The sequence below is a fragment of the Stenotrophomonas sp. YJH_SMC_14-1 genome (genome assembly GCF_059372275.1).
The window spans coordinates 711,842-733,415 of record NZ_JCAFVK010000001.1 but is presented as its reverse complement, the minus strand read 5'-3'; the positions used below and the strand labels follow the sequence as shown (position 1 = coordinate 733,415).

Sequence of the window (21,574 nt, the reverse complement as noted above, 5' to 3'; positions counted from 1 at the left end):
TCAGCTGTTCTTCAACACGATCTGGTACGCAACCACGCCGGCCTCGCGGCAACGGTCGATGGCCTTTTCCAGGATCTCGAAGAATTCCTTCAGCAGGAACATCTGCAGGTTGTCCAGGCGGCCGGAATAGATGTCGCGGTACAGCTCGAGCATCAGGCGGTCGGCCTCGTTTTCCAGCGAGCGCAGCTTCTCGTTCAGCGCGGTCATCCGGTCCAGGTTCATGTGGCGCAGGTCGGCCACCATCTCCACCACCACGCCGGCGGCCTGTTCCAGCATCGCCGCGCGCGGCGCGAAGTCGATGTGCTCCAGGTGGGTCGTGGCCAGCGAATAGCGATCGGCGAACTTCTCGATCTGCTTGGGGATCTTGTACAGGGCCGAGCCCAACGCTTCGATGTCTTCGCGCTCGATCGGGGTCATGAAGCTGTCCACCAGCGCCTGGCTGATCTTGTCGGAGGCCGCGCGCTCGCGCAGGCGGGCCAGCTTGAAGGCGTCCAGCGCGGGCTGGCGGTCGGCCTCGCGCAGCATGGAATGCAGCGCCTTGGCGGCGTCGGAGGCCGCGACGGCGGCCTCATCGAGCAGGGTGTAGAACTGTTTGCCGGAACCGAAAATGGTCTGCAGAGAGAACATTGAGAAACCTGTCAGCCGTCGCGGGAAGGACGGCACCAGACGGAATTATGACGGCTAGATGACCATCACGGGTATCCCCGCCCCCTTTCCGGGGCTCGGAACCCTGAACCTGAACAGGCGGTTGCCACCCTGCCATGCCCCTTTGCTAAGATGCCAGCGCGCCTTCGGGCGCATCCTATGGACGACGACCCTTATCCCCCAGCGCCGCGCCGGACCCCGTTCCTGAGCGCCTGCCGCCATCGCAAGCACCCGCCCTCCCTGCCACCAACCGGGGACGACGCCCGTGTTTGAAATGATCCTGATTGTCTTCGCGCTTGTTCTGCTGAACGGCTTCTTCGCCATGTCCGAGATGTCGGTCATGACCTCGCGCAAGAGCCGCCTGAAGCAGATGGCCGCCACCTCCAAGCGCGCGGCCAAGGCGCTGGAGCTGTCCGAGAAGCCGGAGAGCTTCCTGTCCACCGTGCAGATCGGCATCACCGTGATCGGCGTGCTGACCGGCTACCTCGGCGGTGAAGCGCTGGGCGAAGCCTTCGCCGGCTGGATCCAGGGCCTGATGCCGGGCTTCGCCTATGCCGGCAACATCGGTACCGCGCTGGCGGTCAGTCTGATCACCTTCATTACGCTGATCTTCGGCGAACTGGTGCCCAAGCGCCTGGCGCTGACCCGTTCGGAGGCCATTGCCGGCCTGGTCGCGATGCCGATGAGCTGGCTGGCCAAGCTCGCCCTGCCCTTCGTCTGGCTGCTGTCCAGGACCACCCAGCTGGTGCTGCGCCTGTTCGGCCTGGGCAAGGATGAAGTCGCCTCGGTGACCGAAGAAGAGATCCGCATGCTGGTCGCCGAAAGCCACGAGGCCGGCGTGATCGATACCCACGAGCGCGACATGATGAACCGCGTCATGCGCCTGGGCGACCGCACCGCCGACAGCCTGATGACCCCACGCAACCGCATCGCGTGGCTGGATACCCAGGCCGGGCTGGAGCGCAACCTGGAAATCATGGCCGAACACGAGTTCTCCCGGTACCCGGTGTACCGCGACAACGACATGGACGTGGTCGGCGTGCTCGAACTGAAATCGCTGGCCACGCGCATGGCGCGCGGTGACAACGCGCTGTTCCAGACCCTGCGCGAACCCCTGTACGTCTCCGAATCGACCCACGCGATGAAGCTGCTGGAAATCTTCCGCGAGGAACAGCAGTCGATGGCACTGGTGGTGGACGAGTACGGCGAGATCCAGGGCCTGGTGACCATCAGCGACCTGATGGGCGCGGTGGTCGGCCGCCTGCAGGCGGTGGAGAACGCCGACGAGGACGCGCTGGTGGTGACCCGCGAAGACGGCTCGCTGCTGGTGGACGGCTCGCTGCCGATCGAAGACGTGCGCGAACTGATCGGCAGCAACGACCTGCCCGACGCCGAGGACGGCGACTACTACACGCTGGCCGGCATGTGCATCCATTACTTCGGCCGCATTCCGCACGCAGGCGAGTACTTCGACTGGGCGGGCTGGCGCTTCGAAGTGGTTGACCTGGATGGTGCGCGCGTGGACAAGCTGCTGCTGCGCACGTTGTCCGATGAGCAGGCCGATGAGCTCACCGCCTGAGTCCGGCAAGGGTCCGGGCGACGAGCGCCCGGCCTACCGCAACGAGGGCATCCGTACCCTGCTGGAGATGTTTGCCTCTGGCGATCCCGCCGAGCACATGCCGCTGGGCCAGATCCTCGGCAACCTGCAGCAGAGCGCGTTCGGCGTGTTCCTGTTCGTGGCGATCCTGCCGTCGTTCATCCCGATCCCGGGCATGGGCGGCGCGGTCAGCGGCCCACTGGTGGTCCTGATCGGCCTGCAGATGCTGTTCTGCCTGCGCCGGCCCTGGCTGCCCGGCTTCATCGCCCGCCGCGGGCCAAAGCGCGGCACCATGCATCGTTTCCTGGACCGCATCGATCGACCGCTGCGGCGCCTGGACAAGATGCTGAAACCCCGCCTGCCGCAACTGCTGACACCGCTGCCTGCCCACGCCTTCAGTGGCCTGCTGCTGGTGTTGCTGGGCCTGCTGCTGTCGTTGCCTATTCCCTTCACCAATTTCCTGTTCGGCTTCCAGCTGCTGCTGTTCTCGCTGGCGCTGCTGGAACGCGATGGCGCGCTGATGCTGTTCAACTGGATCGCCGCCGTGGCAGCGATCGCGTTCTTCGGTTTCAGTTCGGGGCAGCTGGTGGGTTATACGGTGGAGCTGTTCCAGCGCTGGTTCTGATCCGGAATCCGGTAGAGCCGGCCGCTGGCCGGCTGCCACGTTTCCAGGTTTGCCGGCCAGCGGCCGGCACTACCAATACCGGACGTCGGTCATCACCGAAGATCAATGAAACCGTTGTCGGCCAGCGCCGCCGGTTCGTCCTGCACCGCCGACAGCACGAACGTCAACGCCTTGCCCAGCAGCGTGCCCGGACCGTCCCAGTACTCGGCACTGTCGGCGCGCACATGGATCAGGCGAAGGTTGGGGTCATCCTTGCCACCGGGGAAGAACAGCTTCATCGCCGGTGACCACAGCGCCTCGATCTTCGCGCGATCGTCGACCACGCGTGCCCGCCCCGCCACCGACACATAGGTGTTCTTCGAGGGCGAGGCGTACGCCACGTTGACCCGCGGGTCGAGCGCGATCTCGGCCACCTTGGGGCTGTCGCCGGTGATCACGAACCACAGGTCACCGTCGAAGGCGACCTGCTGGGTGGCCAACGGCCGGCTGTAGAGGCGGCCGTCGACGCCGGTGGTGGTGAACATCGCCACCTCCACGTCCTTGATCAGTTCGGCCAGCTGGGCGATGTGTTCGGCACGGGTGTCGGCCATGTGGGGGCTCCTTCGATATGAGCCCCCATCAGACGCGGTTCGGCCGCAATGGGCCGTGACGCAATTGTTCAGCCCGCGTGGCGGGCGTGCCAGGCCTGCATGGTCAGTTCGAACGAGCGCAGGCGCGCGCGGTGGTCGTACAGGTTGGCGGTGAGCATCAGCTCGTCGGGCTTGTGCCGTTCGACGAACGCGGCGATGCCCTCCGCCACCTGCCGCGGATCGCCCAGCACGGCGCAGGCCAGCGCCCGCTCCACGCCCAGTTTTTCGTGCGGCTCCCAGAAGGACTCGATGTCGTCGATCGGTGCCGGAATCTTGCCCGGTCGGCCGCGACGCAGGTTCACGAAACTCTGCTGCTGGCTGGTGAACAGGCGCCGCGATTCGGTTTCGCTGTCGCTGGCAACGACGTTCAGGGCCAGCATCGCGTGCGGCTGCTTCAGCGTGGCCGAGGGGCGGAACTCGCGGCGGTACACAGCAACGGCTTCATCCATCGCGTCGGGTGCGAAGTGCGAGGCGAACGCATACGGCAGGCCCATCGAGGCGGCCATGCGCGCACCGAACAGGCTCGAACCGAGGATCCAGGTCGGCACCCGCAGGCCGCCACCCGGAACCGCCTGCACCGCCTGCCCGGGTTGTACCGGCTCGAAGTAATGCAGCAGCTCGCGCACGTCCTGCGGGAACTGGTCGGCGCTGTCGAAGTAGCGGCGCAGCGCACGCGCGGTCGGCTGGTCGGTACCGGGTGCACGGCCCAGGCCGAGGTCGATGCGGTCCGGATACAGCGAAGCCAGCGTGCCGAACTGCTCGGCCACCTGCAGCGGGGCATGGTTGGGCAGCATGATGCCGCCGGCACCGACGCGGATGCGCTTTGTGCCACCGGCGACGTGGCCGATCAGCACGGCGGTGGCCGCACTGGCGATGCCCGGCATGTTGTGGTGTTCGGCCAGCCAGTAGCGGCGGTAGCCCAGCGCATCGGCGTGCTGGGCCAGTTCCAGCATGTTGGCGAAAGCGGCGGTGGTGTCACTGCCCTCGCAGACCGGGGCCAGGTCAAGGATCGACAACGGGATCATCAGGCGTTTTTCCGTCACAGGATCCCCCATGCATGGGGTCGGCCAGGCGCCGCGGCCAGTGACGGTGGCGGGATGCTGATTCCCGTGTGGCGGGTTCAGGGCTGACCGTGCCGATCCGGGGTGCCCTGATCCGCGCCAAGCGCGATTGGTAGTGCCGGCCGCTGGCCGGCATACAGGTAGATGGCTTCGCAGCCGGCCAGCGGCCGGCTCTACCGCGGAAGCGTCAGAACGCGCTGGGGCGCGGCTCCGGCAGCGGCTGGTCGACCATCGGCTTCAGCTCGGCATCCAGTGCCACGCGCTCATCGAACACGAAGCAACGCCCCTCGTAGCCTTCGCCGCCCACCTCCTCGAAGTAACCGAGGATGCCGCCGTCCAGCTGCAGCACGTTATCCATGCCATCGTTGACCATCCACAGCGCGGCCTTCTCGCAGCGGATGCCGCCGGTGCAGAAACTGACCACGGTGCTGTCTTTCAGCGCCTCGCGGTGCGGCGCCAGCGCCTCGGGCAGGTCGGTGAACTTGTAGATGGGCAGCACCAGCGCATCCTTGAAGGTGCCGTACTCCACTTCCTGCAGGTTGCGCGTGTCGAGCATCACCACCGGCTTGCCGGCGTCGTCATGCCCCTGCCGCAACCAGCGCTGCAGCGTGGCCGGATCGACCGCCGGCGCGCGCGGATAGTCCAGCGGCTGACCGTCGTCACGGCGGAAGCTGATGATCTCGTCCTTCACCTTGGCCTTCAGCCGCGCGAACGGCTGATGTTCACTGAAGCTGGTCTTGACCCGCATATCGGCAAACCGCACGTCAGAACGCAGCGCCGCGTAGAAACCCTCGACCGCCTCCGGCGCACCCGCCAGGAACAGGTTCAGCCCCTCGCCCGCCACCAGGATCGTGCCCCGCAACTGCGCCGCCTCGGCACGCGCCAGCAACTGGTCGCACAGGGCCTGGGGAGCGTCGATGACGGCGAAATGATAGGCAGCGGTATTGGCGATCATCCTGGCATTTTAGCGCCTCCCGCCCCTCCGGGCAGATTCAGGGGTCAGAGCCCTCTGCGCAGCAGAGGGACCCGACCCCAAGCCCGGCAAACAACCGGAATCTGTCATGGGTGGGGCGGTGTGGGCAGGCGGGGGCGCAGAGCGCCATGGATGGCGCTCTACGAGGCACGCAGGAGCAGCTTTTGCCGTCCCCCGCCTGTCCACACCGCCCCGCCCTCCCACTGAAGCCCGGCTTTTGACGTTGCTGTTGCCGTTGCGTCTGCGGGTGCCGGGTGCAACCCGGCCAGAAGCCCCATTACCCCCGCAACAGCACGAACGGCAGCAGCACCAGCGCCGCCGCACCGGCCATCCCCAGCAGCACCAGCACCACGTAGACCGGCCGCCGCCGGAACAGGCTGCCGAAGGTCTCCGCCGTGCCATCACGCAATGCCTGCTCACGCTCGGCACGGATGCGCGGCCCGCGTTCGGCCTGGTATTCCGCCATCAGCGCCTTCGCTCGTGGATGATCAGCGTCCTCGCGCAGCCACAGGCCACCATTGGAGATGCCCCAGGGGCTGGGTTCGGTGCGATACCAGGCGATGCCGTGCTGGTCGAGCAGCGTGCAGACATCGGCATATTCGTCGTCGCCGACATTGCGCAGATTGAGCAGGAGTTTTGCCATGCCCCCATGATACCCGGCGCCGATGCGCTACCCTTGCCGCCCTCGCCCTGCGCCCTTCCGGAGACGCCCGATGCGCCGCCTGCTGCTTCCCCTGCTGCTGTCCCTCGCCGCCGCTGGCTGCACAACCGAACCGTCCGGCCCACCGCCCGGCGGCACCCTGACCACCTTCGAGCGCATCGATACCGTGCCCGGCACCGGCACCGAAGCCGTTGCCGGCAGCAAGGTCACCGTGCACTACACCGGCTGGATCTACGACAACCGCACCGAAACCAAGCACGGCAAGACCTTCGACAGCTCCTTCAAGCACGGCGAACCGTTCACCTTCGCACTCGGCGCCGGCCAGGTCATCCGCGGCTGGGATGAGGGCGTGGCCGGCATGAAGGTCGGCGGCAAGCGCACCCTGATGATCCCGCCGGATTACGGCTACGGCGACCGCCGGGTTGGCCCGATTCCGGCCGGCTCGTCGCTGGTGTTCGATGTCGAGCTGCTCGATGTCAAACCGTAATGCCGCACCGCTTCCGCGGGTCGCCGTCATCGGCGGCGGCCCGGCCGGCCTGTTCGCCGCCGAGCGCCTGCGCGCCGCCGGTCTGGAGGTGGACCTGTACGAGGCCAAAGGTTCGCCCGGCCGCAAGTTCCTGATCGCCGGCAAGGGCGGGCTCAACCTTACCCATTCCGATCCGCGTCCGCTGTTCGACAGCCGCTACCGCGAGCAGTCCACGACCGTGGGCCGCTGGCTGGATGGCTTCGATGCGCAGGCATTGCGCGACTGGGCCGGCGGTTTTGGCGTGGAGACCTATGTGGGCAGCTCCGGCCGCGTGTTCCCGGTCGACCGCAAGGCCGCGCCGCTGCTGCGTGGCTGGGTGCGCCGGCTGAAGGAACAGGGCGTGCGCCTGCATGCCAACCACCGTTGGATCGGCTGGAGCAACGACGGCGCGCTGCGCTTCGCCACCGAAGCCGGCGAGATCGATGTCCACGCCGATGCCACCGTGTTGGCGATGGGCGGCGGCAGCTGGCCGCAGCTGGGCAGCGACGGCGCCTGGGTTGCACCACTGCAGGCCCGTGGCGTGGACATCGCGCCACTGCAGTCAGCCAACTGCGGCTTCGACGTGGACTGGACCCCGTTCTTCGCCCAGCGCAATGCCGGTGCACCGCTGAAGCCGGTGGTCGCGCACTGGATCGACCTGGCCGGACAGCCACAGTCGCTGCAGGGCGAATGCGTGGCCAGCGAGTACGGCATCGAAGGCAGCCTGATCTATGCGTTGGCGGCGGACCTGCGCGAGACCATCAACCGCGATGGCCACGCGATGCTGTGGCTGGATCTGGTGCCGGGCCGCGACGAGGCGCGCCTGCTGGCCGATCTGTCACGCCCGCGCAAGGGCCGCAGCTTCGGCGAGCACCTGCGTCGCCAGGCGGGCCTTGATGCGGTGAAGGCCGCACTGGTGTTCGAGATTCTGGGTAAGGAAGCCGGCAACGACCTGCCTGCCGTGGCGGCTACGCTCAAGCGCCTGCCGCTGCGCCTGCTGCGTCCCCGGCCGATGGCCGAGGTGATCAGCACCGCCGGCGGCGTGCGCCTGGATGCGCTGGATGATGGCCTGATGCTGCGGGCCGTGCCCGGCGTGTTCTGCGCCGGCGAGATGCTGGACTGGGAGGCGCCGACAGGTGGCTACCTGTTGACCGCGTGCTACGCCAGTGGCCTGCGTGCCGCCGAGGGCGTAATCAGGTGGCTGGCCGGGCGGTGACGCCTGCATTGTAGAGTCGAGCCATCCTCGACTGCCTTACAGTCCCCGGGCGCTCACCATGGCCTGCGCATGCTCACCGAAGCCAGCGCCACGCCGCTGGGATGCGGATAGACCTCTTCGCGCACGCTGATGAATCCCTGCCGTTGGTAGAACGGCACCGCGTTGAGCGAGGCCGACAGCACCACCTCACGCTCACGATCGGCCATTGCCAGCAGGCGCTGCATCAGCGCCTGGCCGATTCCCTGGCCGCCACGATCAGGATCAACGAACAACGCGTCGACTTCATTGGCATCGGCATCGAACACACCGAAGCCAAGAAGGCCGCCCTGCCCATCCTCGGCCACCACGCAGCCGCCCTGCCCCAGCAACCGCGCGTACTGCGACGGCGGCGGCGAGGCCGACCAGGGCGCAATCACTTCGGGCGGATAATGGCTGCTGCAGGTCTCGCGCACGCAACGCGTGCGCAACGCCCACAGCGTGGCCACGTCATCCGTGGTGCCGATCCGGAACCGCATGGCATCTCCTTGCAGCGTCGAGCCATGCTCGACGGTTCTTCGTTCCAACATCGCGATGAGAGAAGCAGCCGAGCATGGGCTCGGTTCTACAGCAACACGTTATCGCGACTTGCTGGCCCGCAGCGCCTGGATCTTCGGCGGCGGCTGGAAGGAATCGCTGCGCGCATCGGCCCAGAACGCATGGAACACGGCGTGGTCCGGCACCTTGTGCAGCAGCTCGCCCGGTTCCAGGTAGCGGTACAGCGAGGCCAGCGAACGGATCTCAACAGGCGAAACCCGACGCAGGATATGCTCCGGACCCAGTTCCGCCGGGTCGTTCAGGCCCGCGGCACACAGCAGTTCCTTCAAGGCATGCAGCGTGTGCTCGTGGTAGCTGTACACACGGGTGGCCTTGTCCGGTGCATCCAGATGCTTCCAGCGCGCCGGGTCCTGGGTCGCGATGCCGGTGGGGCACTTGTCGGTATGGCAGCTCAACGACTGGATGCAGCCCAGCGCGAACATGAAGCCGCGGCCGGCATTGCACCAGTCGGCACCCAGCGCGATGGTGCGCGCGATGTCGAACGCACTGGTGATCTTGCCGGCTGCACCGATGCGGATGCGCTCGCGCAGATCGAGGCCGACCAGGGTGTTGTGCACCAGCAGCAGCGCTTCGTGCATCGGCACGCCGACATGATCGACGAACTCGGCCGGCGCCGCGCCGGTGCCCCCTTCGGCACCGTCCACCACGATGAAATCCGGCAGCAACCCGGTTTCCTGCATCGCCTTGGCAATGCCGAACCACTCCCACGGGTGGCCGATCGCCAGCTTGAAACCGACCGGCTTGCCACCGGACAGCTCGCGCAGGCGGGCGACGAACTGCAGCAGCTCGACCGGTGTCGAGAACGCCGAGTGACGCGACGGCGACACGCAGTCCACGCCCATCGGCACGCCACGGGTCACCGAGATCTCGGCAGTCACCTTCGGCGCTGGCAGCACGCCGCCATGACCCGGCTTGGCACCCTGCGACAGCTTGATCTCGATCATCCTGACCTGGTCATGGGTGGCATTGGCAACGAAGCGTTCCTCGCTGAAACCACCCTTCTCGTCGCGGCAACCGAAGTAGCCCGAGCCGATTTCCCAGACCAGATCGCCGCCCATCTCACGGTGATAGGGCGAGATCGAACCTTCGCCAGTGTCGTGGTAGAAACCACCACGCCGTGCGCCTTCGTTCAGTGCGCGGATGGCATTGGCCGACAGTGAACCGAAGCTCATCGCCGAGATGTTGAACACGCTGGCCGAATAGGGCTTGGCACAGTTCGGACCGACCAGCACGCGGAAGTCATGCTTGGCGATGGCAGTCGGCGCCAGTGAATGGTTGATCCATTCGTAGTCCACCGCATAGGTGCTGCGCAGGGTGCCGAACGGTACCGTGTCCATCTCGTTCTTGGCGCGCTGGTAGATCAGTGCACGTTGCTGGCGCGAGAACGGCACGTCCTCCAGGTCACTCTGCACGAAGTACTGGCGGATCTCCGGGCCGATCGATTCCAGCCCGTAGCGGAAGTGCGCCATCACCGGATAGTTGCGGCGCAGCGTGCTGCGCTTCTGCAGCAGGTCCCAGGTCCCCAATGCCACCATCGCGGCAGTCAGGCCGACGCCCCAGTACCAGGCCGGCCAGATCGTGGCCAGCCACAGGCATATCGGGAACATCAGGATGGCGAGCAGGTAGACGATGTACCGGTGCATGGCTTTCCTCGGTTGCAACTGTTCCCGAGTCTACCGCGCCGCTCGCTGCCAAGGCTTACAAACGATCGTCAACCACGTTGCGCGGCCAGGCCGATTTGACGTCGTAGACCAGGCCGCCTGGCGCCAGCAGCGCCCGGATTGCGTCTTCATCCATTGCCTTGAAACGGGCGTGGGCCACCGCCAGTACCACCGCGTCATAGCGCCCCGCCCCGGGTTCGGCCAGCCAATCCAGGCCCTCGCCGGTCAATGCCGCCGGGCCGACCCACGGGTCGCTCACCTCCACCTGCGCCCCCGCATCGCGCAGGCGCTGGGCCAGTTCCAGCGCGCGGCTGTTGCGCAGGTCCGGGCAATCCTCCTTGAAGGTCACGCCCAGCACCAGGATGCGTGCCTCCGCCGGTGCACGGCCACGCTCGGCCAGCATCGCCAGCACGCGCGCCGCCACGTGCTCGCCGACGCGGTTGTTGACCTGCCGCGCGGTGTGGATCAGGTCCGGGTGGTAGCCCACGCTTTCGGACTTGTGCAGCAGATAGTACGGATCGACGCCGATGCAGTGACCGCCAACCAGGCCTGGTCGGAACGGCAGGAAATTCCACTTGCTGCCAGCGGCGTCCAGTACGTCCTGGGTATCGATGCCGAGCCGGTCGAAGATCAGCGCCAGCTCGTTGACCAGCGCGATGTTGACGTCGCGCTGGATGTTCTCGACCACCTTGGCTGCTTCGGCCACGCGCATCGACGGCGCCGGGAACGTACCGGCATCGATGATGCGCTGGTAGAGACCATCAATCACCGCAGCGACTTCCGGGGTCGAACCAGACGTGATCTTGCGGATGTCGGCCAGGCGCCGCTGGCGGTCACCGGGACTGACCCGCTCCGGGCTGTAGCCGCAATAGAAGTCTTCGTTGAAGCCCAGGCCCGAACCCTGTTCCAGCAGCGGCACGCACACTTCCTCGGTGGTGCCGGGGTACACCGTGGACTCGTAGATCACCAGATCGCCGGCGCGAAGATGACTGGCAATCAGCCGTGTCGCCGAACGCAGGGGCTCCAGGTCGGGCTGCTCGTATGCATCGATCGGGGTCGGCACGGTGACGATATAGACGTTGCAGGCATCGAGCAGCGAAGGATCGCTGCCGTACTGCAGATGCGTGGCTTCGGCCAGCTCGTCGGCCTCCATCTCCAGCGTGTGATCGCGGCCACCGCGCAGCTCTGCGATGCGGCCGGCATCGATGTCAAAGCCCAGTGTCGGCCAGTGCCGGCCAAACGCCACCGCCAATGGCAGGCCGACGTAACCCAGGCCGATCACGGCGAAACGCGGCGTCACCGCCGCCGCAACGGGCACGCTCATCGGCATGTCCCGTGCACCGGGCGAAACCGGATGCGTGCCGCCATGGCTTGGGCCAACCCACTCATTCGCTGTACCACTCCGGAAAACCCGCACCAGAAAGGCTACAGCCTACCGGCCCCGGTACCCCGCCGCCAAGGCGGGCTCAGGAACCCAGCGCGACCGCGGCGGGTTCCAGCTCGCCGTCGGCACCGGTCCAGGCCTGCAGCAGGCGCTCGAAACCACCGCTGCCAAGCAGGAAACCCGGCCACGCCGCGTCAACGATCTGGGTCAGCAGGTCCGCATCGATCCGCCGCGTCCCCATCGACCAGCGCGGGAACGCACGCTGCACCACCGGCGCGCGGCACAACAGCCTCATCTGCGCGTGGCTGCGTGCATTGAAGATGCGCTGGAACACCGAATCGATGCCATCTTCGGGGCCTTCCAGATACTGCAGGAAGCGGCTGCCGTCGAACATCAGGACACCGGTGACACCGGCTACACGATTGAATGCCGTGGCGTCGGCCAGCAGGCGATCAAGATCGGTTGTCCGCAGATCGGCGCGGGCCTCACTGGCATAGGCAATCGCGTGCAGCGACATCGGGTGGCTCCCCCCCTGGGAACGGTGGCTGGGACTATGACATGAACAGGGATAACAGTTAAGCACGTCGCTCACGCGCAATCCGGCTGCAGCGACACGGGTAGGCTACAATCGGCGCCGCGCTGCAGGCCCGGATGGCGAAACTGGTAGACGCATCGGACTTAAAATCCGCCGGGGGCAACCCCATGCCGGTTCGATTCCGGCTCCGGGCACCACACGCATGCAGCACATCCCGCTTTCAGATCGCCCGCGAGTAACGTGGCTGCTCATGTGCGGCACGCAGATACGGGTCGAAGCACATTGCCAGCAACCGCAGCAACGGTCGCCCGGGTTCGCTCGCACGCACCACGCCATCGCGGTATTCGGCCAGGCCATCTTCCTGCAGCCGCTGTACCGAACGCAGGTCCTCGGCGAAGTACTGCTGGAAATCCACGCCGTGGCGCTGCCCCAGCACCGCACCATCCACCTCGCCCTGGCACATCAGCTGCTGGATCAGCTCCGCGCGCAGCTGGTCGTCGGCACTCAGCGCGACACCGCGCCAGACCGGCAACTGCCCCTGGTCCACCGCGTCCTCCCAGGACGCCAGGTCACGTGGATTCTGGCTGTAGGTGGCGCCGATATGGCTGATCGCACTTACGCCCAGGCCGAGCAGATCGGTATCGGCGTGGGTGGTGTAACCCATGAAGTTGCGATGCAGCTGGCCGGCACGCTGCGCGCGTGACAGATCCTCTTCCGGCAATGCGAAATGATCCATGCCGATGTACTGGTAGCCGGCCGCGGAGAGCTTCTCCACCGCCAGGCCCAGCAGCGCCAGCTTGTCTTCCGGCGACGGCAACCGGCTTTCGTCGATCTGCTTCTGCGCCCGGAACAGATGCGGCAGGTGCGCGTAGCCATACACCGCCAGGCGGTCCGGGCGCAGCGCCAGCACCCGTTCGAGGGTGCGGCCGAATCCTTCCAGGCTCTGCCCGGGCAGGCCGTAGATCAGATCGACGTTGACCGAACGCATGCCGCTGTCGCGGCAGGCGCGCAGGATGTCCAGTGTCTGCTGCACGCCCTGTATGCGGTTGATCGATTCCTGCACCTGCGGGTCGAAATCCTGCACGCCCAGGCTGGCCCGGTTGAAGCCCAGGCGCGCCAGCATGGCGACGTCACGGGTATCGATGAAGCGTGGATCGAGTTCGATCGAGAAATCGCGCTGCGGTGAATCGCTGAAATCGAAGCGCCGGCGCAACCCTTCCACCAGTGTGGTCATCGCCTCGGCATCGAGGAAGTTCGGCGTACCACCGCCCAGATGCAGCTGGATGACCTCGCGACCGTCCTCGAACTGTGGTGCCAGCAGGTCGGCCTCGGCCAGCACGCGCGACACATAGCTGTGGCCACGGCCGCGATCGCGGGTGATCACCCGGTTGCAGCCGCAGTAGAAGCACGGGCTGGAACAGAACGGCACATGCACGTACAACGACAGCGCGCGGGCCAGCTGGTTGCTGTCGGCGATCGCCTGGCGCAGCGCCGGCGCGTCGAACCCATCATGGAAATGCGGCGCGGTCGGGTACGAGGTGTAGCGCGGGCCCGGCCGGTCGTGCCGGCGCAGAAGGTCGGGGTCGAAGGTCCAGGCCAGGCCACCAGCGGCGGGAGAGAACGTGTCCATGGCGCCAGCATCGCGCTGGGCGGCCTGCGCCGCCTTGACCCAGATCAATCCTTGGCGGGCATCCCCAGCACCGGCAGGCCGACCTGCGGCCATCGCAGCATCTGGTAGCGCTTCCAGAAGGTGTCACCGATGCGCGCAGCCACGTCGTTGGCAAGCTCCTGCATCGGCGGGTTGTTGCATTCGGCGGTGGTGATCCGGAACAGCACCAGCCAGCGGTCGAACAGATCCTTGTCCAGCTCGATGGCCATGTGCTTGGACATCGGCGAACCCTTGAAGCGCCGGGTGCCGCGCAGCATCGCCGACCAGAAGTCGACCAGCTGGGCCAGATGCTCCGGCCAGTCGTGGACGTGGGCCTCGAACACCGGCCCCAATCGCTCCTCCCCGCGCACGCGGGCGTAGAAGTCGTGGACCAGGCGGGTCACTTCCTGCTCGGTGCACAGCTCGGGCGAGGCGACAGGAAGGACAGGCGGCGTTGCGTTCATCGGGGTACCCAAAGCGTGCCGGCAGTGTGCCGCAGCCGGCCGGCACCACCGTTGATCCAGATCAATGTCGGCGCAGTCCGCTGCACCTAGGCTGGCACGCTTGCAGGAAGCATGCCCTGCGGATGCCGCGCCAACCCAGGCGAGTATACGCGCCGCCCACTTTTCGATCCGGGACAGCATGAACAGACCCTCTCCCAACCGTCGCCAGCAGTTGATCCAGCAATGGGGCGCGATCCTCTGGCCCAGCTTCATCGCTGCCGGCCTGGCCAGCGTGGTGTTCTTCGCCTTCGTCGACCCGCTGCGGTTGCAGGCCATCAGTTTCCCGGGCACGCAGATCAGCCGTGAAATGGGCTACACGGTTGGCTTCTTCATGTTCTGGACGGTGACTGCGCTGTCCAGCGCGATCACCTGGTACCTGCAGCGACCGATGCCCAGCGGCGACGACGACGAGCTGCCGCTGGGATGAGTACGACCTGCACACCGAGACCACGGCACTGGCGCGGCACGCTCAGCGCCGCCTTGCTGGTGCTGTTCTACGCATTGCCATGGCTGCGCTGGGACGGCCGCCAGGCCTTGCTGCTGGATATCAACGCCCGCCGCTTCGATCTGTTCGGCTGGACGCTGTGGCCGGGAGACGTCGGGGTGCTGGTCGGCCTGCTGGCGGTGCTCGCGGTGGGGCTGGCACTGCTCACCCACCTCGCCGGGCGCATCTGGTGCGGCCACGCCTGCCCGCAGACACTGTGGCGCCGTGCCTTCGACTGGATCGCCGACGGCGTGGCCCGCGCGCTTCCGGCACGCGTTGCGCGCGCGGCCACACAGCTGGCCTGGGGGCTGCTCTCGCTGTGGACCGGCATCACCTTCGTGGGCCTGTTCAGCCCCATCGCCGAGCTGGTGATCGCAGCGCCGCGCGCCGGCTGGAGCGGCTGGGAAACGTTCTGGGTGCTGTTCTATGCCGCCGCCACCTGGGCAAACGCCGGCTTCCTGCGCGAGCAGGTCTGCCGTTCGCTGTGCCCGTTCGCACGCATGCAGCCGCTGCTGACCGATCCACATACGCCGCGCATGCTGTACGACGCCCGCCGCGGCGAGCCACGCGGACCTCGCCCGCCCGGCCTGGGCGGCGTGCTGGGCCGTGGCCGCGGCCTGCTCGACCCGACCACTGCACAGGACTACGTGTTCCGCGCCGCGCATCCGCTGCTGGCCGGACCAATGCCGACCTTCAGCGCCGACCGTCTTGGCGACTGCACCGATTGCGCGGCCTGCATCAGCGCCTGCCCGATGCAGCTGGACATCCGCCAGGGGCCGCAGGCCGACTGCCTGGCCTGCGGCGCCTGTCTGGAAGCCTGCGCACAGCAACAGCACCGGGCCGGGTTCGGTCCGGGGCTGGTGCGCTACTGCAGTCCGCAGGCGATGGCCGGGCAACCGAAGCGCTGGTGGCGACCCCGGACCCTGGCCCTGCTGTCTTTGCTGCTTGCGCTGCTTGCCTGCGGCGCCTGGCGCCTGCTCTGAATCAACGCGGCCCGTCGGCGTGCGGTGGTACCAGCTGCGCGCGTCGGACAATGCCCAGCTGCTCGATGATCAGCGCCATTTCGTTGGTGAACTCGGTACGCTCGGTCCCCTGCGGGACGAGCCGGTCCAGCACCTGCTGGTAGGTATCCCAGAACGCCGGACCGCATCCGTGTTTGTGATAGCTGGCTTCCAGTTCGCGGCGTACCCGTTCAGCCAAGCCATGCATGCCGTATTCCATACGACCTCCGTTGGACTTGTTCTGCATCGTTGACGGTCTACCGACTCACTTGCGTGCTACTGAAAGACTCCCAGGCTTCACGCCCGGTTGATCCAAATTAGTCACAGATTTCACGACAGGTCAATTACATGCAGCGACTTTCGCGATTGAAATTATTAATCGTTCACGAAACCACATACGGGACCCCGCCCCTCCCGGATGGGGTGAAGCCGACAACGCGCCCCAGGCACCTGTCCGGCAGCCGGTAGGCCTCGACAATAGGTACTGCCAATACGATCAGTTTTTCCTATTTTGCTAAGTGTACTTAACAGAATGCGCTTAGCACGCTAAATGCGACAAAAGGCGGCGTAATTCAGGCGGATTCGACTTCGGCGGCGCCAGTTGCGGGGAACAGGTTCGGGTAGCGCTGATGCAGGATGTACTGCCGCAGAGCGGGGATCGGGAAGTCTTTCGGCCATTGCGATACCGCGGAACGGCTGATGCCGAAGAAGCGCGCCAGCTCCGCATCGGTCTGGAACCCCAGCCGCGTGCGCACCTGCCGCTTGTTCCAGAATTCGGTCATGGTCTGCCCTTTTGTTAACCAGACTTATTCTTGCGGCAAGGATTCTTCGCATTCCACGCGTTAAGCTGGCTTGCATAGATGAATACTCTCGGCCAACGACTCGCCGCCGCCATGAAGAAAGCCGGGCACCCCCGCCCGGCCGATCTGGCCCGCGCCGCCAAATCCACCACGGCAACCATCAGCAACTGGCTCAACGACCATGTCAGTGCGTCCCATGTGAAAGCCGAGCAGCTGTTCCGCATCGCCGATGCGGCCAAGCTGGACGCACGCGAGCTGCTGTATGGAGTGAACGGGCGCGGCGTCGGGGAGCCGGGTAACGCCTACATTCCCAGCCAGGCCCACCTTGACGTCTGGCAGGACGCCTACGAGCTGGTCAGTCACCTGGTGGCCGAGAATGGCCTGGAAATCGACCACCGCCGCCACGCGGCGCTGGACCTGCTCGCGTTCGAACTGCTGATGGATGGCTTCAGCCGCAGCAAGGTGGCCCGCGTGCTGACCACCTCAATGACGTGAATGCACCGCCGCTGGTAGCATGGACCGCGATGGGGATGGGGCTCCCCCGATAACCGCCTGAGAAGGCTGATGGCTCCTGCCAGGACGAACCCGGTGTTCGTCGACGGCAGGTCGTGCCTGCCCTCGGCGTTCGCCATTGACCCTGCGAACCCGCATTCGAGGCACGCCATGCAAGCATTGAACAACTATTTCCTGGTCTTCGTCGGCGGCGGCATCGGTGCCTGCCTGCGCCACGCCTGCAACCTGATCGGCGCCCGAGTGGCCGTCGGCAGCCCCTGGCCGTGGTCGACCTTCCTGATCAACGTCAGCGGCGCCCTGCTGATGGGCGTGGTGGTCGAGGTCTTCGCGATGCGCAATGGTGCCTCGCCGCAGCTTCGCCTGTTGCTCGCCACCGGCATCCTTGGTGGCTACACCACGTTCTCTACCTATGCGCTGGAGATCGGCCTGCTGCTGCAGCGCGGGCAGCACGGACTGGCCGCGCTGTATGCCGGTGGCTCGGTGGCGCTGGGCCTGGCCGGCCTGTTCGGTGGCATGAAGCTGGCCCGGCTGGTGCTCGGCTGAGGCTCAGGCCGTGCCAGCACGCGCCTGTCCGCGCCATTCGCGTGGTGACTGCCCCGTGTGCGCCTTGAACGCGCGCGAGAGTGCCGCCTCGCTGCCATAGCCCACCTCGTCGGCAATCCGCTTCAGCGGCCGGCCCTGGCGCAGCGCCTGCTGTGCCAGCCCGACCCGCCAGCCTTGCAGGTACTGGCCCGGGGTGGTCCCCATCGCTTCGCGGAAGCTGGCGGCGAACACGCTGCGTGACATGCCGGCCACCTCGGCCAGATCCTCCAGCGTCCACCCCTGCGCCGGGGCTTCGTGCATCGCCACCAGCGCCAGCCGCAATCGCGGGTGGCCAAGCCCAGCGAACAGACCGCCGCGCATTTCGCCACCTTCCATCAGCTGGCGCAGCACCTGGATCATCACCACCTCGAACAGGCGGTTGACCATCGCCGCGCGCCCGCAACGCTGCTCGAACGCTTCTTCGAACAACAACTCCAGCGCTGCGTTGCCGCCATACAGCCCAGCCAGCGGCAGGCAGATGAAATCCGGCAACGCGGCGCTGATCGGATTGAGCCGGCCGCCTTCGAAATGCAGGTTCGCGCAGGCCATGTCGGCGCCCTGCTGTGGGTCGGTACTGAAGCGGTGCGGCATCGGCCGCGGATACAGCAGCAGGCTGGGCACATCCACCTGTACGGTCTGCTGGGCATGACTGACCTGCAGCGGCCCACGTCGCACCAAGTGCAGCTGCCCGGCTTCATCCTCACCCTCCAGCGTGTTGATGCCGCACAGCGCACCGGCATGGAACACCGAGGCGGTGACCGCGAAGCGTTCAAGCAGAATGGCGAGACGGTCGACCATGACGGGACTCCGGGTCAAGCGAGATAAGCTCAATGTGACAGATCGTATCGGAATCAGCACTGGAAAGGACGGCACTGGCCGCGTGATCTGGCGGGCGCTATACAGGCCGCACATTCCCGCGCATGGAGGCACCGATGTCACTCCGCATCGCCCTGGCCCTGTTGCCGCTGCTGCTCGCGGCCCCGCACGCGCTATCCGCCTCACCCTCGAAGATCGAACACCTGGCCTGGCTGGCCGGTTGCTGGCAGCTTGATGGGCAGCCACCCGGTGCCGGCGAGCAATGGACCAGCCTGGCTGGAAACACCCTGTTCGGCAGCAGCCGCAGCCTGCGTGAAGGGCGAACCGTCGGCTTCGAGTTCATGCAACTGCGCCAGCACGATGATGGGCGCCTGGTGCTGACTACCCTGCCCTCTGGCCAGAACGCCACGGACTTCGTTGCCACCCGGGTCGATGCCAACGAGGCGGTCTTCGAGAATCCTGCCAACGACTTCCCACAACGTATCCGCTACCGGCGCCTCGACGACCAGCGCGCACATGCGCGCATCGAGATCGCGCAGGACAATCCGAAGCAGGCAATGGACTTTCCCATGCATCGCGTCGCCTGCGGTGCACCGACGCCCGCACCCTGACACGCAGACGCCCCGGACCGGCCGGGGCGCCTGCATGCGGTCAACGCCACACGGGCATTCACCCGGCCAGCGTGGTTTCCAGGGCCTTCAGGCCATCGCGATAGATGCCCTCGAACAGCGCGGACGCTTCTTCGTTGCTGACGCCTACCGGAGTGAACTCACCGGACCAGTCGATCCGCGAACCGTCGCCCTGCTCGACCACACGCAGGGTGGATCGATAGCCGCTGATCGGGAACGGGGCCTGCAGGATCGAGTAGGTGTAGCTGCGATCGGCCTGGTCGAAGGCTTCCAGGCGCTCGACGATGGCATCGCCATCGGGATTGGCCAGATGGCGCACGCGACCGCCTTCGCTGAGCGTGCTCTGGGGAATGTACGGAAGCCAGTCGGGCAATGAATCGAAGCCGCCGATGAGGTTCCAGACCTGGTCGGCCGGGGTCGGCACGGTGATGGATACAGAAGCAGTTGCCATGGGAATGTCTCCTTCGGGACTCAGATGTTGTCGATCGGCAGCGGGGCGTTGGCCGCGACCAGGCCCTGGGCGCGCAGCGCCTGCCAGAACCCGGCCGGGATGATTTCCTTCAGTGCGGCGTAGTCTTCGGCGATGCGCTCGGGACGGCTGGCGCCCGGAATCACCGCAGCCACTGCCGGGTTGGCCAGCGAGAACTGCAACGCGGCCGCCTTGATGCTGATGCCGTACTCGGCCGCGATGGCCTTGATGCGCTCGACCTTGGCCAGGATCTCCGGCGACGCCTTCTGGTACTCGAAGTGGCTGCCACCGGCCAGCACGCCGGAGCTGTACGGACCGCCGACCACGACGCCGGTGTTGCGCTCGGCCGCCTTGGGCATCACCCGCTGCAGCGCACGCTCGTGGTCGAGCAGCGAGTAGCGGCCGGCCAGCAGGAAGCCATCCGGACGGGCTTCGTCCAGGTCCAGGGTCAGCTCGATCGGCTCGACACGGTTGACACCCAGGCCCCAGGCCTTGATCACGCCTTCCTCGCGCAGGCGGGTCAGCACCTTGAAGGCGCCGCGGCGTGCGGTCTCGAAGTACGACAGCCACTCATCGCCGTAGAAGTCCTGTGCGATGTCGTGCACCCAGACGATATCCAGGCGATCGGTCTTCAGGCGCTTGAGGCTGTCGTCGATCGAACGCAGGGTGGCATCGGCCGAGTAATCGTTGACCAGCTTGTTGGGGCGGCCGGCGACGAACAGGCCGCCCTTCTCGCCAAGGTCGCGGGCGCTGGTGTCTTCCACTTCGTCCAGGATCAGGCGGCCGACCTTGGTGCTGAGCACGAAGTCATCGCGGTTGCGCTTGGCCAGCGCGTCGCCAAGGCGGATCTCGGCCAGGCCTGCGCCATAGAACGGGGCGGTATCGAAGTAGCGGGTGCCCTGTTCCCAGGCCGCGTCCACCGTGGCCTGAGCCTCGGCTTCCGGGATGTCACGGAACATGTTGCCCAGCGGCGCGGTACCGAAGCCGAGGGTCTTGCCAGCCAGCAGCGTGTTGATGCTCATGGGTTCCCCCTTGGGGAGGTTGTTGAAGTTGAGGCACAGGCTAGGCTTGCCCGATAAGACTGTCCAAGACATAATTTAATTATCTTGAGTCCCGCAGGGTCTTATGCTCGACCTCCGCCAACTGCGCTACTTCGTGGCCGTCGCCGAAGATGAACACGTCGGCCGCGCTGCCGAGCGCCTTCACATCTCCCAATCCCCGCTCAGCCGGCAGATCGCCCAGCTGGAGGAACGGCTGGAACTGCAGCTGTTCGAACGCTCGCAGCAGCGCATCCGGCTGACCGCCGATGGCCGTACCTTCCTGGCCGAGGCGCGTGCCCTGCTGACCCATGCCAACCGGCTGGAATCGCTGGCGCGCCGGCTCGGCCGCGGCGACGAGGGCGGCCTGTGCATCGGCTATCTGGAGTACGCGATGCACTCCGGCGTATTGCCCACCGCCCTGCGCGAACTGCGCGGCGATCGCCCGGCGGTGCATATCGCGCTCTACAACCAGCAGTCGGACGTGCAGCTGGAAGGCCTGCGACAACGCAGCCTGGACATCGCCCTGGTCTGCGAACCACCGGCGTTCGACGATCCGGACCTGGAGGCCACGCAGGTGCTGAACGACCCGATGCTGCTGGCCGTGCCGGCAGCGCACGCACTGGCCAGCGCAGAAATCATCACGCCCGCGGATCTGGCCAGCCAGCAGTGGATCGGCGTGATGCACAGGGAAAACGCACTGCGCCACGACACCTTCATCGCCGCGTGTGCGAAAGCCGGGTTCACCCCGACCATCGCCATGGAAGCGACCGAGCCACTGGCCGCGCTTGGCCTGGTTGCCGCCGGCCTGGGCCTGACCACCGTCCAGCAGAGCCTGGATCACCAGGCGCCGGACGGCGTGGTGCTGCGCGAGCTGCCGTGGTTCAGCTACCGCACACCGCTGTGGGCGGCCTGGCACCGCATCAACCTGCGCCCCCTGGTCGAGACCTTCCGCAGGACGCTCGTGCGCACCGCCACCGAAGGCAAGCCGGCATTCGGCGACTGA

At 66.5% G+C, this 21,574-nt stretch carries 26 protein-coding genes, 1 tRNA gene and 1 riboswitch; of the genes, 11 read left to right on the top strand and 16 right to left on the bottom strand.

The window, feature by feature from the left end:
* Positions 1-627: a DUF47 domain-containing protein gene (locus AC5P9P_RS03620; protein WP_004152833.1), complete on the bottom strand. Its 627-nt coding sequence runs from the start codon at positions 625-627 to the stop codon at positions 1-3.
* Between the two features lie 292 nt (positions 628-919).
* Between AC5P9P_RS03620 and AC5P9P_RS03615 the strand changes: the two genes are divergently transcribed.
* Both AC5P9P_RS03615 and AC5P9P_RS03610 read left to right on the top strand, forming a co-directional pair.
* A complete protein-coding gene (locus AC5P9P_RS03615) occupies positions 920-2,224 on the top strand; it encodes a hemolysin family protein (protein ID WP_033834122.1) in 1,305 nt (434 codons plus the stop codon).
* Complete coding sequence (locus tag AC5P9P_RS03610; protein WP_033834121.1) at positions 2,208-2,867, top strand: exopolysaccharide biosynthesis protein; 660 nt, start codon at positions 2,208-2,210, stop codon at positions 2,865-2,867. Before AC5P9P_RS03615 ends, AC5P9P_RS03610 begins: the two co-directional genes overlap by 17 nt.
* A gap of 92 nt (positions 2,868-2,959) precedes the next feature.
* On the opposite strand, the gene AC5P9P_RS03605 is transcribed toward AC5P9P_RS03610, so the two are convergent.
* From AC5P9P_RS03605 to AC5P9P_RS03590, 4 genes are all read right to left on the bottom strand, one after another.
* Positions 2,960-3,457, bottom strand: a complete 498-nt coding sequence (locus tag AC5P9P_RS03605; protein ID WP_033834120.1) for a pyridoxamine 5'-phosphate oxidase family protein — start codon at positions 3,455-3,457, stop codon at positions 2,960-2,962.
* 68 nt (positions 3,458-3,525) lie between these two features.
* The gene (locus AC5P9P_RS03600) at positions 3,526-4,521 is read right to left on the bottom strand and encodes an LLM class flavin-dependent oxidoreductase (protein WP_495232599.1); all 996 of its coding nucleotides are present in this window, start codon (positions 4,519-4,521) and stop codon (positions 3,526-3,528) included.
* A 223-nt stretch (positions 4,522-4,744) separates the two neighbouring features.
* Positions 4,745-5,512 carry a sulfurtransferase gene (locus AC5P9P_RS03595; protein WP_495232598.1) on the bottom strand — a complete coding sequence of 256 codons (768 nt, stop codon included), beginning with the start codon at positions 5,510-5,512 and terminating at the stop codon, positions 4,745-4,747.
* 295 nt (positions 5,513-5,807) lie between these two features.
* Positions 5,808-6,173, bottom strand: coding sequence for a DUF6164 family protein (locus AC5P9P_RS03590; RefSeq protein ID WP_005408987.1), 366 nt, complete (start codon positions 6,171-6,173; stop codon positions 5,808-5,810).
* Between the two features lie 70 nt (positions 6,174-6,243).
* On the opposite strand from AC5P9P_RS03590, the gene AC5P9P_RS03585 reads away from it, so the two are divergent.
* Both AC5P9P_RS03585 and AC5P9P_RS03580 read left to right on the top strand, forming a co-directional pair.
* Entirely contained in the window at positions 6,244-6,678 is a 435-nt protein-coding gene (locus AC5P9P_RS03585; protein WP_005408986.1) for an FKBP-type peptidyl-prolyl cis-trans isomerase, read from the top strand.
* Positions 6,665-7,912, top strand: coding sequence for a TIGR03862 family flavoprotein (locus AC5P9P_RS03580; protein ID WP_111108377.1), 1,248 nt, complete (start codon positions 6,665-6,667; stop codon positions 7,910-7,912). Before AC5P9P_RS03585 ends, AC5P9P_RS03580 begins: the two co-directional genes overlap by 14 nt.
* Before the next feature lie 53 nt (positions 7,913-7,965).
* Here AC5P9P_RS03580 and AC5P9P_RS03575 read toward each other — a convergent pair whose 3' ends face one another.
* The 4 genes from AC5P9P_RS03575 to AC5P9P_RS03560 all read right to left on the bottom strand — a co-directional run bounded on the left by AC5P9P_RS03575 (position 7,966) and on the right by AC5P9P_RS03560 (position 12,068).
* Complete coding sequence (locus tag AC5P9P_RS03575) at positions 7,966-8,427, bottom strand: GNAT family N-acetyltransferase (protein ID WP_024956617.1); 462 nt, start codon at positions 8,425-8,427, stop codon at positions 7,966-7,968.
* Between the two features lie 99 nt (positions 8,428-8,526).
* Complete coding sequence (locus AC5P9P_RS03570; protein ID WP_005408983.1) at positions 8,527-10,149, bottom strand: FMN-binding glutamate synthase family protein; 1,623 nt, start codon at positions 10,147-10,149, stop codon at positions 8,527-8,529.
* A 55-nt stretch (positions 10,150-10,204) separates the two neighbouring features.
* The gene (locus AC5P9P_RS03565; protein WP_005408982.1) at positions 10,205-11,491 is read right to left on the bottom strand and encodes a nucleotide sugar dehydrogenase; all 1,287 of its coding nucleotides are present in this window, start codon (positions 11,489-11,491) and stop codon (positions 10,205-10,207) included.
* A 142-nt stretch (positions 11,492-11,633) separates the two neighbouring features.
* The gene (locus AC5P9P_RS03560) at positions 11,634-12,068 is read right to left on the bottom strand and encodes a BLUF domain-containing protein (RefSeq protein WP_005408981.1); all 435 of its coding nucleotides are present in this window, start codon (positions 12,066-12,068) and stop codon (positions 11,634-11,636) included.
* Between the two features lie 128 nt (positions 12,069-12,196).
* On the opposite strand from AC5P9P_RS03560, the gene AC5P9P_RS03555 reads away from it, so the two are divergent.
* Positions 12,197-12,283: transfer RNA gene (locus tag AC5P9P_RS03555), tRNA-Leu, on the top strand.
* Positions 12,284-12,306: 23 nt separating this feature from the next.
* On the opposite strand, the gene hemN is transcribed toward AC5P9P_RS03555, so the two are convergent.
* Positions 12,307-13,716: an oxygen-independent coproporphyrinogen III oxidase gene (gene hemN / locus AC5P9P_RS03550; RefSeq protein ID WP_043034401.1), complete on the bottom strand. Its 1,410-nt coding sequence runs from the start codon at positions 13,714-13,716 to the stop codon at positions 12,307-12,309.
* Between the two features lie 44 nt (positions 13,717-13,760).
* Complete coding sequence (locus tag AC5P9P_RS03545; protein ID WP_033834669.1) at positions 13,761-14,198, bottom strand: group III truncated hemoglobin; 438 nt, start codon at positions 14,196-14,198, stop codon at positions 13,761-13,763.
* A gap of 178 nt (positions 14,199-14,376) precedes the next feature.
* Here AC5P9P_RS03545 and AC5P9P_RS03540 point away from each other — a divergent pair, with 178 nt between their 5' ends.
* Positions 14,377-14,664 (top strand): hypothetical protein, encoded by a 288-nt coding sequence (locus AC5P9P_RS03540; RefSeq protein WP_033834668.1) that lies wholly within the window; start codon positions 14,377-14,379, stop codon positions 14,662-14,664.
* Positions 14,661-15,704, top strand: a complete 1,044-nt coding sequence (locus AC5P9P_RS03535) for a 4Fe-4S dicluster domain-containing protein (protein WP_033834667.1) — start codon at positions 14,661-14,663, stop codon at positions 15,702-15,704. The genes AC5P9P_RS03540 and AC5P9P_RS03535 overlap by 4 nt, the downstream gene beginning before the upstream one ends.
* 1 nt (position 15,705) lies before the next feature.
* On the opposite strand, the gene AC5P9P_RS03530 is transcribed toward AC5P9P_RS03535, so the two are convergent.
* Together AC5P9P_RS03530 and AC5P9P_RS03525 are read right to left on the bottom strand one after the other, a co-directional pair.
* On the bottom strand, positions 15,706-15,942 hold the full coding sequence (locus tag AC5P9P_RS03530) for a hypothetical protein (RefSeq protein ID WP_005408923.1): 237 nt from the start codon (positions 15,940-15,942) through the stop codon (positions 15,706-15,708).
* 352 nt (positions 15,943-16,294) lie between these two features.
* Positions 16,295-16,504: a helix-turn-helix domain-containing protein gene (locus AC5P9P_RS03525; protein ID WP_005408922.1), complete on the bottom strand. Its 210-nt coding sequence runs from the start codon at positions 16,502-16,504 to the stop codon at positions 16,295-16,297.
* Between the two features lie 111 nt (positions 16,505-16,615).
* On the opposite strand from AC5P9P_RS03525, the gene AC5P9P_RS03520 reads away from it, so the two are divergent.
* Entirely contained in the window at positions 16,616-17,017 is a 402-nt protein-coding gene (locus AC5P9P_RS03520) for a transcriptional regulator (RefSeq protein WP_005408921.1), read from the top strand.
* A gap of 22 nt (positions 17,018-17,039) precedes the next feature.
* A riboswitch (Fluoride riboswitch) is annotated at positions 17,040-17,103 on the top strand.
* Between the two features lie 82 nt (positions 17,104-17,185).
* Entirely contained in the window at positions 17,186-17,578 is a 393-nt protein-coding gene (gene crcB, locus AC5P9P_RS03515) for a fluoride efflux transporter CrcB (RefSeq protein WP_049452795.1), read from the top strand.
* A 3-nt stretch (positions 17,579-17,581) separates the two neighbouring features.
* Here the strand turns inward: crcB and AC5P9P_RS03510 are convergent, their stop codons facing one another.
* The gene (locus AC5P9P_RS03510) at positions 17,582-18,415 is read right to left on the bottom strand and encodes an AraC family transcriptional regulator (RefSeq protein ID WP_024956612.1); all 834 of its coding nucleotides are present in this window, start codon (positions 18,413-18,415) and stop codon (positions 17,582-17,584) included.
* A 134-nt stretch (positions 18,416-18,549) separates the two neighbouring features.
* Here AC5P9P_RS03510 and AC5P9P_RS03505 point away from each other — a divergent pair, with 134 nt between their 5' ends.
* On the top strand, positions 18,550-19,044 hold the full coding sequence (locus AC5P9P_RS03505) for a DUF6265 family protein (protein WP_111108376.1): 495 nt from the start codon (positions 18,550-18,552) through the stop codon (positions 19,042-19,044).
* A 58-nt stretch (positions 19,045-19,102) separates the two neighbouring features.
* Here AC5P9P_RS03505 and AC5P9P_RS03500 read toward each other — a convergent pair whose 3' ends face one another.
* Positions 19,103-19,513, bottom strand: a complete 411-nt coding sequence (locus tag AC5P9P_RS03500; protein WP_049452801.1) for an SRPBCC family protein — start codon at positions 19,511-19,513, stop codon at positions 19,103-19,105.
* A 20-nt stretch (positions 19,514-19,533) separates the two neighbouring features.
* Positions 19,534-20,553 carry an aldo/keto reductase gene (locus AC5P9P_RS03495; protein ID WP_005412841.1) on the bottom strand — a complete coding sequence of 340 codons (1,020 nt, stop codon included), beginning with the start codon at positions 20,551-20,553 and terminating at the stop codon, positions 19,534-19,536.
* 103 nt (positions 20,554-20,656) lie between these two features.
* Between AC5P9P_RS03495 and AC5P9P_RS03490 the strand changes: the two genes are divergently transcribed.
* Complete coding sequence (locus tag AC5P9P_RS03490) at positions 20,657-21,574, top strand: LysR family transcriptional regulator (protein ID WP_005412840.1); 918 nt, start codon at positions 20,657-20,659, stop codon at positions 21,572-21,574.